This window comes from Campylobacter sp. P255, assembly GCF_003627915.1.
Classification (GTDB): domain Bacteria; phylum Campylobacterota; class Campylobacteria; order Campylobacterales; family Campylobacteraceae; genus Campylobacter_D.
In genome coordinates, this window is record NZ_NREN01000013.1 from 23,238 (window position 1) to 35,341 (window position 12,104).

Annotated in this window: 9 protein-coding genes; 1 reads left to right on the forward strand and 8 read right to left on the reverse strand. The window is 33.0% G+C overall.

Annotated features, from left to right (window positions below):
- Positions 1-31 precede the first annotated feature (31 nt).
- The 8 genes from CKA54_RS06920 to ileS all read right to left on the reverse strand — a co-directional run bounded on the left by CKA54_RS06920 (position 32) and on the right by ileS (position 10,686).
- Positions 32-2,230, reverse strand: coding sequence for an endonuclease MutS2 (locus tag CKA54_RS06920; protein WP_120760844.1), 2,199 nt, complete (start codon positions 2,228-2,230; stop codon positions 32-34).
- Positions 2,230-2,577 carry a hypothetical protein gene (locus CKA54_RS06925; RefSeq protein WP_120760845.1) on the reverse strand — a complete coding sequence of 116 codons (348 nt, stop codon included), beginning with the start codon at positions 2,575-2,577 and terminating at the stop codon, positions 2,230-2,232. Before CKA54_RS06925 ends, CKA54_RS06920 begins: the two co-directional genes overlap by 1 nt.
- Complete coding sequence (gene murC / locus CKA54_RS06930; RefSeq protein ID WP_120760846.1) at positions 2,570-3,862, reverse strand: UDP-N-acetylmuramate--L-alanine ligase; 1,293 nt, start codon at positions 3,860-3,862, stop codon at positions 2,570-2,572. The genes CKA54_RS06925 and murC overlap by 8 nt, the downstream gene beginning before the upstream one ends.
- A 181-nt stretch (positions 3,863-4,043) precedes the next feature.
- Entirely contained in the window at positions 4,044-4,832 is a 789-nt protein-coding gene (locus CKA54_RS06935; RefSeq protein WP_120760847.1) for a carbon-nitrogen hydrolase family protein, read from the reverse strand.
- On the reverse strand, positions 4,825-4,998 hold the full coding sequence (gene xseB / locus CKA54_RS06940) for an exodeoxyribonuclease VII small subunit (protein WP_039626753.1): 174 nt from the start codon (positions 4,996-4,998) through the stop codon (positions 4,825-4,827). Before xseB ends, CKA54_RS06935 begins: the two co-directional genes overlap by 8 nt.
- On the reverse strand, positions 4,998-6,449 hold the full coding sequence (gene guaB, locus CKA54_RS06945) for an IMP dehydrogenase (RefSeq protein WP_120760848.1): 1,452 nt from the start codon (positions 6,447-6,449) through the stop codon (positions 4,998-5,000). Before guaB ends, xseB begins: the two co-directional genes overlap by 1 nt.
- A gap of 10 nt (positions 6,450-6,459) precedes the next feature.
- Positions 6,460-7,821 carry an Asp-tRNA(Asn)/Glu-tRNA(Gln) amidotransferase subunit GatA gene (gene gatA / locus CKA54_RS06950; RefSeq protein WP_120760849.1) on the reverse strand — a complete coding sequence of 454 codons (1,362 nt, stop codon included), beginning with the start codon at positions 7,819-7,821 and terminating at the stop codon, positions 6,460-6,462.
- A 99-nt stretch (positions 7,822-7,920) separates the two neighbouring features.
- Entirely contained in the window at positions 7,921-10,686 is a 2,766-nt protein-coding gene (gene ileS, locus CKA54_RS06955; RefSeq protein ID WP_120760850.1) for an isoleucine--tRNA ligase, read from the reverse strand.
- 101 nt (positions 10,687-10,787) lie between these two features.
- Here ileS and CKA54_RS06960 point away from each other — a divergent pair, with 101 nt between their 5' ends.
- Positions 10,788-11,879 (forward strand): CinA family protein, encoded by a 1,092-nt coding sequence (locus tag CKA54_RS06960; RefSeq protein WP_120760851.1) that lies wholly within the window; start codon positions 10,788-10,790, stop codon positions 11,877-11,879.
- Positions 11,880-12,104 lie beyond the last annotated feature (225 nt).

Genomic DNA, 12,104 nt, shown 5'->3' on the forward strand with positions numbered 1-12,104 from the left:
ATTATTATATTAAAAAGGTTTAACTTATTGGCTAAAGTTTTACCACCTTAGCACCAAAGCCACCTTGATTAATCGGTGCATCATTAAAGCTTTTAACACTTTTGTGAGCTTTTAAAAACTCTTTTACTGCAAAAGCTAATTTCCCTGTACCTATACCATGATAAACCACCACCTCATCAAAACCCACTATCAAAGCATCAGAGATAAATTTATCTAATCTTTCAAGCGCTTCATCGCTTCTTAAACCATGTAAATCTAAAGTCATATTTAAAGCACTTGGGCGGCTTATATTGACACTTGATTTTACCTTTTGCGTTGGAGTTTGATTGCTTTTTTTAAGCAGTTTTAATGGCACACGCAAACTTAAGCCATCGCTTTGAATCATCGCATCATTTTTTGAAATAGCTGTGATTTTACCTTTGATTTTTTCATATTTTACAAAATCCCCTACTCTAAGTTCTTCATTTTGCTCCATACTTGGTAAAACAATGCTTTTTTTAAGTTCATTGGCTTTATTTAAACTTCTTTGTTTTTCTTTAGTATCTTTTAAATTTATTGTCTTTTTAGCCTCTTCTATGGCTTTGTGGTATTTAAACTCTAAACTAGAAATAAGCTTTTTAAATTCATGCTCATTTTTTTCTTTTTGGTCTTTGAGTGAAAGCAGGATTTCATCTACTTTGGCTTCTTTTTTTTCAAGTTCTTCATTTTTCTTGCGTAAAGAAAGTTCAAGATTGATGTTTTTGCTCACCATTTCTTCTAAATTTTCTTTATCTTCTCCATAAAGTTTTTTAGCATTTTGCACTAAATTCGCACTTATGCCATATCTTAAAGCTGTTTCAAATGCATAAGATTTACCTATGGTGCCTTTTAAAAACTCATATTTTGGGCGTGATAATTCCTCATCATATAAAGCAGCGATGAGTTCAACTTGTTCATTTTTCGCCAAAAGCATAGCAAGACGTTTATGGTGAGTTGTAATGATGATTTTATTATCTTGTTCTAAAAGCTTTGAAATAAGCTCAGTATACAAACACGCTGCTTCTTCAAAATCTGTCCCAAGTTCTATTTCATCAACCCCTAGTAAAACATTTTTTTTACCCAAAAGCTTAGAAAAATGCAACATTCTTCCTGCAAAAGTAGAAATATCATTTTTTACATTTTGTGGATCTTCTAAAATCGCATCAAATTCTTTGAAATTTCCTATTTGGCTTTTTTGCGCATTAATTTTCATAGGAAGCAAATGTTTTGCAAGTAAAGCTGCGCTTAAAATTCCTTTTAAAAGCATAGACTTACCACCCGCATTTACACCTGTGATAATTAAAACTTTTTTATTAAACTCTATATTAACACTTTTTGCATTTTTTAAAGCCGGATGTGCAAAGTTATATAAATTTAGATTACTAGAATGATCAGCTAAAACAAATTCATAATCATGCTTTTTAGCCATCAAAACTCTAGCACTATAGTGATCAAACAAATCAAAAGCATTGTTGATAAATTTCAAAAACATCAAATTTTTATAAAAAATCAAGCTAATTTTTTTAGCATACTCATAAAAAATCTCTTCTTTAGCATCTTTGATCTCATCTATTTGACTTTGAATTTTTTCCACACTCAAAGGCACTACATAAAAGCCGCCACCACTACTTCTACCTATGATTTTTGCTTTTAAGACATGATTAAACCCACCGCGCAAAAGCAAAGCTTCCATACCGTTTATGAGATGAATTTGTGTATCAATTAAATACGCACTAAGATTTTTAGTATATGTAAGTTTTTTAAACTCAGCTATCAAGCTTTCTTTTTTCATTTTTAAAGCTAAATTTAAATTAACAAGCCTTTCATCGATACTTTCTTTAATCTCACCCTTTTCATCAAAATACTCAAAAAGCTCTAAGATAGCCTGTGGAATTTCTATTTTCAAAAGCCACTCTTTCAAACTTTCTTCAAATTTTAAACCCTTTAAGTACTCAAAATACATACAAATTTTAATAAATTCAAAACTTTGACTTAAATGTAAAATTCCTTGCTTACTTAAATGAGTCAAAGCACTATTTAATTCTTCTATCATAGGAGGGGGATTAAAATCAATCAGCGAAAGCTCATTGATCCTTTTATAATGAAGTTTGCTATCACCTTGTACAAATATTTCTTTATCTCTTGCAAAAAGTCCTTTAAAATCTTCTATATAGCCATCTAAATCTAGTTTTTTAAAAAATTGCTCTTGCATTATTTCTCCACCTTGCAATCTCTTATATCAAAAACATATGCTTTAAATTGCTTATTTTTGCCATTAGAAATAAAACTTTGTGTTCCATGTTCGAAATTGAAGTATTCTTTGCTTACATTGACATCTTTACAAATTAGGCTTTCTCCTTGCAAAAATGCATTGAGTGTTTCCTTTTTCAAAACACCACTCCTTGTGGCACTTAACTCAAATTTAACCGCAAAAGCAATCATTAAAATCAACACTAATATTAAAAGATAATTACTAATCTTGCCGATTTTTTTACGTAAAAAAATGAAAAAAAGTAAAATTGCAAAAAAAGCTAAGAGATATAAAAAAACCTTAAACATAACTTCCCCTAAGCTTTGCGCTGATATCTCCCGCACCAAAACCAATCACTAAGCCACTTTCAATCAATTCATCATCAAGATAAATCGCATTTTCTTCTCTTTTAATTGCTTTAATAAATTTAGCTTTTGGGAAGTATCTTTGCATATTGATTTCGATCTTAACCTCCCCTGCAGCATACACAGGTAAAATATAAAGATCATCAACACTTGCCAAAACTTCACTAAAATACTCTATATTAGCGCTTAAACGCGTATAACGGTGAGGTTCAAAAATCGCTATAGTTTTTTTATATCCGGCTAATCTTGCATATTCGCTCGCAGCCTTAAGTGTGGTTTTGATCTCTGTTGGATGATGTCCATAATCATCAATCAAGGCCATATTTTCATTTGCAAATAAAATATCAAATCTCTTTTTAATCCCTTGGTATTTTAAAAGTTGAATTTTGATCTCTTCTATGCTTACAAATTCACTCGCAGCCAAAATAGCCAAAGCAGCATCCATCGCCACATGCTCTCCCATACCAAAAACACTAAATTCGCCTAAATCTTTAAGCATAAAATACGTTCTAGGTTTAAAATCTTCCACTTTCATATAAATGTTTGTGATATCTTTACTTGGGTAAAGCTTTTTTGCATGGCTTAAATTTAAACTTGCCAAAAACTCATCTTCGGCATTGATCACTTGAATTTGAGACAAATGCAAAAAATCCTCATATGCTTTGTGTAATCTTGCAAGATCATTTTCATAATGATCTAAATGCTCTGCTTCAACATTGGTTACTATGGCTAGGTATGGATTTGAATTTAAAAAAGAACTATCACTCTCATCAGCTTCAAAAATGAGATTTTCACTTTCTTTATAAAGCATATTAGTGCCACTTTCTTTTAATACCGCGCCAATAATTACAGAAGCTTCTATCAAGCTTGCTAAAATACTCGAAGTCGTACTTTTGCCATGAGCTCCAGCGACAGCAAATACTCTTTTATCTTTTAAAATCATAGGCAAGGCTTCTTTTCTTGAAAGCGTTGTGATGTTTTGTTTTTTTGCGCTAATTAATTCTTCATTGTCTTCTTTAATAGCAGCTGAATACACCACTAAATCCACATCTTGGACATTATCTTGATGATGAGGAATTTTTATATCTATGCCTTCTTTTTCTAGTTCTTTTGTGATTTTACTTTCTTTGATATCAGAACCACTGATCTTAAAGCCTTGTTCTTTTAGAAATCTCGCTAAAGCTGAAATTCCAATACCACCTATACCTATAAAATGAATTTTTTGCATTTTTGCCTCAAAAATTTTGAAAATTTAATGCAAAATTCTATCATTTATTTACTAAAAATAAAATATAAAAAGCCCTTCAATGCAAAATCTAATCGTTGTTTTTGGCCAAACATGTAGTAAAAATAATCCATTTACAACCATAATCTACTTTTACTATGGTTGTAAATATTTCAGTGAGATTTTATTCTTCGTAGTTTTTTATAAGTTTATCAAAGCCCCATAAATTTCTAGCTTCATTTGCCTTATTTACCTCGACCACAAGCATTTCTTCTTGATCGCCAAGTTGTTCTTGCACTTCCCCAAAAGCATTGATAAAAAAGCTATCTCCATAAAATTTCCATTCATTTTCTTGCTTTAAATTACCTATGCGATTAACTCTTAAAATATTCGTTGAGTTTAAAAAAGCTCTGGTTTTTAAAAGCTCTAGCCATCTTTGATTACTTTCAAAAGTGCTAGCTGTAGGAACGATAACTAAATCTATCTTTTTTTTCATAATCATCTGCCAAAAGCTATCAAAATGCGCTTCAAATCCAAAAAGCAAGGCACATTTTAAGCCCTCGTGAGTAAAAGTAAAAAGTTTAAGTTTATCGGTTTTTTTATTATTAAAAAATTTTTCTTCATTCCAATGCGCATAAGGCATTAGAATTTGCTGCTCATATACTTTTACATTTTGCGGACTTACCTTTAAGCATAGTTTTTTCAAACCATCATTTTCCACACTGATAAATGGCGCAATAATGTTTAAATCATATTTTTTAGCAAGTTTTATCAAGCTTGCTTTTTTACTTTGGCTTTGTTCTTTGATCATACTTTTTGGCATGGTTTTAAGCTCACTAAAAAAGCTATTTAAAACATACTCGCCCATAACCACCAAATTCGCACCACTTTCTTTAGCAGCTTTTAAATAATAATCAAGCCTTGATTTACTCAAAGCCAAAGTCGGAAACTGCAAAGCTACAACGCTACTCATCTACTTGCTCGATTTCTAATTTAGCATTTTCAAGCATAATTCTTGCTTGTTTGATACTTTTTAAACCTTCTTTGTAAATTTCCACACAAGTTTTAAGGTCTAAATCTTTATCATTGAGTTTTTCCAAAGAAAGTTCAGCTTGCTTGATATGATCTTCAAATTCCATTAATTACTTACCTTATAATTTGGTGCTTCAGCGGTGATAGTTACATCATGTACATGACTTTCTTTTAATCCTGCTGCAGTGATTTCTACAAATTCAGCTCTTTCTTGAAAAGCTTTAATATCTGCTGCGCCCACATAACCCATAGAAGATCTAAGTCCGCCTAAGAGTTGATGTACTACACTTTTTATACTTCCTACATAAGGCACCCTACCTTCAATACCTTCAGGTACAAGTTTATCTTGAGCAGTACCTTCTTGGAAATATCTATCCGAACTACCTTTTTGCATAGCTCCCAAACTTCCCATACCACGGTAACTCTTATACTGTCTTCCTTGATAAGTAAACAACTCACCTGGACTCTCATCAGTTCCTGCTAAAAGTGAACCTATCATCACACTACTTGCACCCGCTGCAATAGCTTTTGCAATATCGCCTGAGTATTTTATACCCCCATCAGCAATCACTGGCACACCAAATTTATTTGCCTCTATTGCGCATTCATCTATAGCTGAAATTTGAGGTACGCCCACACCCGAAACAATACGCGTTGTACAAATACTACCAGGTCCTATACCGATCTTAATCGCATCTGCACCCGCCTCACAAAGATCTTTTACAGCTTTTGCACTAGCAACATTTCCTACTATCACATCTACATTAAATTCAGCCTTAATTGCTTTTAATGTATCAATAATCCCTTTAGAATGTCCATGTGCGCTATCCATCACGATCACATCAACTTCTGCTTCAACCAAAGCTTTCACACGGTCAAGTTGTCCCACGCCAACTGCTGCAGCCACTCTTAATCTTCCATAAGCATCTTTGTTAGAATTTGGGTATTCTTTACGCTTTTTTAAATCTTTAATGGTAATCAAACCTTCTAAGCGGTTGTTTTCATCTACAATTGGGAGTTTTTCTACTTTATTGGTAGAAAAAATTCTTTCTGCATCATCTAAAGTAGAGCCTTTTTTAGCAGTAATCAAAGGCATTTTTGTCATTACATTTTCTACTAAGTTATCAAAATTAGTTTCAAATCTCAAATCACGATTCGTTAAAATTCCAATTAAAATTTTATTTTCATCTACTACAGGAACACCTGAAATTCTATATTCAGCCATAAGCTCTAGTGCTTCTTTTACACTTGCTTTAGCTCCTATATAGATAGGATCCATAATCACGCCACTTTCGCTTTTTTTAACTCTTTTGATCTCTCTAACTTGCGAAGCAATGTCCATATTTTTATGGATCACCCCTATACCACCAAGTCTTGCCATCATAATAGCTGCTCTATGTTCAGTTACAGTATCCATAGCAGCTGAAATCAAAGGCATATTTAAAGTGATATTTTTTGTTAGTCTTGTTTTAATATCAACTTGTTTAGGTAAAACCTCTGAGTATTGAGGTACCAACAAAACATCTTCAAAAGTTAAAGCGCGTTTGATTATTTTCATTATTTTTCCTTTATTTGTTTTTAATCATTTCTTCTAAGCTTAAAGCCCCATCTAGCAGAGTTTGTTCATCATAAGCTTTACAAATCAACTGAGCTGAAATATTTAATCCACCTGGATTTTTTGCTACTGGCACACTTATACCACCAAGTCCTGCTAAATTTACTGAAATGGTAAAAATATCTTCTAAATACATTTGCACAGGAGTTTTAACATCATTCAAACCAAAAGCAACACTTGGAGCAACTGGCATAAAAATCAAATCACAATCGCTTAAAATTTCTTCGTATTTTTGCTTGATAAATCTTCTAACTTTTTGCGCTTGAATATAAGCATGATAATATTCACTACTCAAAACAAAATTTCCAAGTAAAATTCTTCTTTTTACTTCCTCGCCAAAACCTTCGCTTCTGCTATTGACATAGAGTTGATTTAGATTATCGCAATTTTCACTTCTTCTACCATATCTCACCCCATCATAACGACTTAAATTAGCACTTGCTTCAGCCGCTGCGATGATGTAATAAGCCGCAACATCAAATTTAGAATCCATCAAATCCTTATAAACAATCTCGTGTCCATTTGCTTTCAGCATATCTATAGTTTTTAATAAAACTTGTTTTACATCATCATTAGTTTGTTCAATATAGTTTTGAATCACTGCTATTTTTAATTTTTTATTTGGGTTGAGTTTTGGCGTAGTTGCTTCAAAAGCAATTTTAGCGCTTGTGCTATCTTTTTCATCATATCCAGCAATCGCATCATATAAAATCGCAGCATCTTCGACATTTTGCGTAAGTACACCGATTTGATCTAAGCTTGAAGAATACGCAGCCAAACCATACCTACTAACTCTTCCATAACTTGGCTTAAATCCCACGCAACCACAAAATGCAGCAGGTTGTCTTACCGAGCCACCTGTATCTGAACCCAAGCTCGCCAAAGCTATCCCCGCAGCTACGGCTGCAGCACTTCCGCCACTACTTCCACCTGGAACCTTAGTATGATCAAGTGGGTTTAAAGTCTTACCATAAAAAGAAGTCGCACTCGTACTTCCCATGGCAAATTCATCCATGTTGCATCTTCCAAATGGTGCAAAATTCTTTTTACGCAAATTTACAATAGCACTTGCATCATAAGGAGCTACATAGCCTTGTAAAATTTTAGAAGCACAAGTTAACTCCCAGTCTTTTACGCTGATATTATCTTTTATAGCTACTGGCACACCTGCGCCTGAAACACTTAAGTCTTTATTTAAAAACTGCTCCACATAAGCACCTAGCTCTTTTTGTTGGCGTGCTTTTTCATTTAATTCTTTTTTTAAATTTTCTAATTCTTCGTTTGAAAATTTCAAAGCCTCTTTTAAAGTTACCATTATTTATCCTTAAATTTTTTAACCAAATAAAACAAAAAAAGCGTGGCAAATAAAAAACCAACCAAAGTTACCACCACCACGCTAAAAGGTAAAGCTTGCTCAAACATTTTTCGCTTTTTCCACACTATTACATCTTGGACACAGGCAGTCTTCTTCTTTAGCTAAAAATTTCCAACATCTTGGACATTTATGCAATGAAGAACGAATAATCTTAAAGCTATGATCGCCTATTTTAAATTCAGCCAAAGCTTCTTTATCATCTAAGCTTTCTACTGAACTCACCATAAACCAGTCTGCTACCTCTTCAATATCTTCACTTAAAAGCTCATTTGCACTCGTTTGCAAGCTTAATTCTAGGGTTGACTTAATGGTTTTATCTTTTTTTAACACATCAACCATTTCAAAAAATTTCTCTCTTGATTGTATAAACAATTCATCTTCTATTTTATACTCATAATCAAACCCATTTTTCAACACCAAATCAAATACATCTTTTGCGCTTTCTTTAATGGCTGCATTTGCATGCTCTAGTGCTTCATCTATTGTATAAGTAAGACTTGGAGCTAAAAGCGCAAAAAGCTTTCTAGCTATTAGCACCATAGCACTTTGGGCGCTTACTCTTTTTGTATCATCTTTTGCATTACAATACAATCTATCTTTACAAATATCTAAGTATATACCACTTAAATCTGCGCTTAAGAAATTTAAAAGCACATTAAAGCCTTTTGCAAATTCGTATTTTTCAAAAGCACTTTCACACGCTTCAAAAGCTACTTTTGCGCGCATTAAAATCCACTTATCTAAAAGTGTGAAATTTTTAGTTTCTAAAAACTCTATATCATTGGTATTAGCAAGCAAAAATCTTATGGTGTTTCTTATCTTTCTGTATTGTTCGCTTACTTGCTTTAAGATATTATCTGAAATTTTTAAATCCGTTGAGTAATCACTAAGCATAATCCAAAGTCTTAAGATCTCCACTCCGTAGTTTTTAGCTACATTTTGAGGTAAGATCACATTACCCTTAGATTTACTCATTTTTTGACCTTTTTCATCTACGGTAAAACCATGAGTGAGTATGTTTTTATATGGGGTTTTATGATTAATCGCAGTAGAGATTAAAAGTGAACTTTGAAACCACCCGCGGTGCTGATCACTTCCTTCAAGATACATCGAAGCTTGGTATTCCCCTGCATCATATCTAGCTGAGTTTAACACTGCTTCCCAAGTACTACCACTATCAAACCAAACATCTAAAATATCATAAACTTTTTCTAAGTTATTTGGGTCGTATTTGCTATTAGGCGGTAGCAAGTCTTTGATTTCTAGCTCCCACCAAGCATCAGCCCCATTTGCTTCAAAAACACTTACTAAATGATCTAAAACATCATCATCAAAGATCACTTCTTTGGTTGCTTTATCTCTAAAAAACGCGATAGGCACACCCCAATCTCTTTGTCTTGATATACACCAATCAGGACGATTTTCTATCATCGAGCTAAGTCTTTTTACTCCACTTTCTGGATAAAACTTCACCGTACTTAGTTGCTCTAGTGCAAGTTCTCTTAAAGATTTCCCATCTAGCTTTTTTTCATCCATCAAGATAAACCATTGCTTTGTAGCTCTATAAATAACTGGCTTGTGTGTTCTCCAACAAAACGGATAAGAATGCACAAATTTAGAACTTTCAAGCAAAGCACTACCTAATAACTCTAAAATACGCTCATTTGCTTTAAAAATATGAAGCCCTATAAATTCATTTAATAAATGCTCCGGCAAAAGTTCTTTTACTCTAAGCGTCTCATCATAGCACCCGCCATCATCTACTGGCATAATCACTTCAATGCCATATTTTAAACACACATAGTAATCATCCTCGCCATGTCCTGGTGCAGTATGTACAAGCCCTGTACCACCTTCCATTAAAACATGATCGCCCAAAATAAGAGTTGATTTTCTTTGATTAAGCGGATTAATAGCGCTTAAATTTTCAAATTCAGCACCCAAAAGTTCTTTTTGAATCACACCTTGAGTGAAATTTTTACTAATCATATTTTCAAGTAAGGCTTTAGCGAAAATATAACCTTCTTCTGTGATAACATATTTTTCATTTGGATTTAAAGATATTGCTTGATTTGCAGGTAAAGTCCAAGGAGTAGTTGTCCAAATCACTGCTTTTGCATTTTCAACTCCTAATTTTTCAACCGAAGCTTTATCAAGTTCAAATGCTACAAAGATAGAATAATCTTCTTTATCTTCATACTCTACTTCAGCTTCTGCCAAAGCACTCTTAGCAGCCCAACTCCAAAAAACAGGTTTGCTTCTTTCTAGCAAAAGTCCTTTTTTAGCGATCTTACATAAAGCCTTATAAATATCTGCTTCAAAAGCATTTTTCATAGTCAAGTATGGTTCATCCCAATCAGCAATCACCCCTAAAGACTTAAACTCATCTCTTTGGATATTAACAAATTCTCTCGCATGTTCTCTACAAAACTCACGAATTTCTTTTTTACTTAAACTTTGTTTTTTTTCTTTGAGTTTGACTTCAACTTGCTGTTCTATCGGCAAACCATGACAATCCCAGCCCGGAGTAAAACGCACTTTTTTGCCTTGAAAATAATGCATTTTTATAATGATATCTTTTAAAATTTTATTTAAAGCATGCCCAATATGCAAGTGTCCATTCGCATAAGGAGGTCCATCATGTAGAGTAAAACTCTCACTCACACCTTGTCTTTTTTGCTTCATTTTCTCATAAGCATAGTTATTTTCAAACCACTTGCTAAAACGCTTGGGTTCAAACTCTGCTAAATTTGCACGCATTGCAAAAGTCGTATTTGGAAGCAATAGCGTATCTTTATAATCCATATAATCCACCTTGAAAAATTTAAAAATAGCAAATTCTACTTAAAATACTTTTAATTTGCACTTATTTTTTTGTTATAATCGCAAGAAAAAAAGGAAAAATTATGAAGCATTTGATCATTATCGTAGGTAATGAACTCATTGTCAATGAAAACTATATGCGATATATCCAAGAAGAATACAAAAAACAATTTCTAGAACTACATGAATTAAAATTTATCAGCAAACCCGACAAAGAACTTCCTTTTTTACTTGAAAAACTTTCTAAAGATTATGCTTGTATAACGATTTTTAGCATAAGCGAATACTATACAACCATAGCCAAAATCATAGCAACATTAAATGATGATGTATTAATCTTAGAAAATGACACCTTGGTGCCTTCTAAAGCAACACGCGAAAAAAACTCTTTTTTAAGCACTTTTGAAGCATGCCACATCAATTTACTCAATGTCAACATCGAAGAAAAACTACCTTTGATCTTACAAAATCCCGAACTTGACTATGCATATTTTTGTCTTTTAGATATCGATGAGATGAGTGCAAATATCTTGCTTGGTACACTTACAACTTCTTTTGAAATTCAAACAAGCTCAAGTGCTTTATTGGAAAATCTTATTTGCATTCGAGCAAGTGCTAGTCAGTATGGAAAACTAGAAGGATTTTTAAAAGGAGTGTTTAAGCTTTTTGCAGGAAAAGTATTTTTAGGTAATAATCCTACTCAATTTGTAGCTAAAAGACTTCTAGAGAAAAATTTAAAAATTTCCTTTGCTGAAAGCTGCACCGCTGGACTTTGTGCCTCCAAACTAGCTGAAAATTCAGGAATTTCTAGCGTGTTTGAAGGCTCTTTGATCACTTACTCCAACCGCTTAAAAAACACTTGGCTTGGCGTAAGCAATGACACCTTAGAAAGCGTTAGCGAATACTCTGATCGTTGTATTTATTTTATGCTTAAAGGAGTTTTTAAAACAACAAGTTGTGATTTTGCACTAGCAATTAGCGGAGTAGCTGGGGAAGAAGATGATAAAAATACTAAATCAGGCACCATCTATATAGGAGCTATGTATAAAGATGGAACCTTTTTACAAGAATGCATACACATTCAAGGCAATAGAAACTACACTAGAGAACAAGCATGCCTAGCGGCTTATTGTCTAATGCTTAGACTAAAACCTGAGATTTTCTTCGCTCCTTAAATCTTGGGTTTATTAAACTTATTTTAAACATCAGCAAATTATAATTACGCCTTTTGTTACATTTCATTTATATTAGGAGTAAACATGACTTGTTTCACGGGGGGGGGAATCGATAATTCCCAAATCAAACATTCTTTAAATTCATCAAACCAACTCTCATTTTTTACGAAAAAAACCTTTCTTTCTTTAGCAACTATTTCATTTTTAGCTAGCTATGCTAATGCA

Bases quoted from the DNA above. Each gene is read 5' to 3' on its own strand.
- CKA54_RS06920 (WP_120760844.1), bottom strand. From the start codon at position 2,230: ATGCAAGAGCAATTTTTTAAAAAACTAGATTTAGATGGCTATATAGAA.
- CKA54_RS06925 (WP_120760845.1), bottom strand. From the start codon at position 2,577: ATGTTTAAGGTTTTTTTATATCTCTTAGCTTTTTTTGCAATTTTACTT.
- murC (WP_120760846.1), bottom strand. From the start codon at position 3,862: ATGCAAAAAATTCATTTTATAGGTATAGGTGGTATTGGAATTTCAGCT.
- CKA54_RS06935 (WP_120760847.1), bottom strand. From the start codon at position 4,832: ATGAGTAGCGTTGTAGCTTTGCAGTTTCCGACTTTGGCTTTGAGTAAA.
- xseB (WP_039626753.1), bottom strand. From the start codon at position 4,998: ATGGAATTTGAAGATCATATCAAGCAAGCTGAACTTTCTTTGGAAAAA.
- guaB (WP_120760848.1), bottom strand. From the start codon at position 6,449: ATGAAAATAATCAAACGCGCTTTAACTTTTGAAGATGTTTTGTTGGTA.
- gatA (WP_120760849.1), bottom strand. From the start codon at position 7,821: ATGGTAACTTTAAAAGAGGCTTTGAAATTTTCAAACGAAGAATTAGAA.
- ileS (WP_120760850.1), bottom strand. From the start codon at position 10,686: ATGGATTATAAAGATACGCTATTGCTTCCAAATACGACTTTTGCAATG.
- CKA54_RS06960 (WP_120760851.1), top strand. From the start codon at position 10,788: ATGAAGCATTTGATCATTATCGTAGGTAATGAACTCATTGTCAATGAA.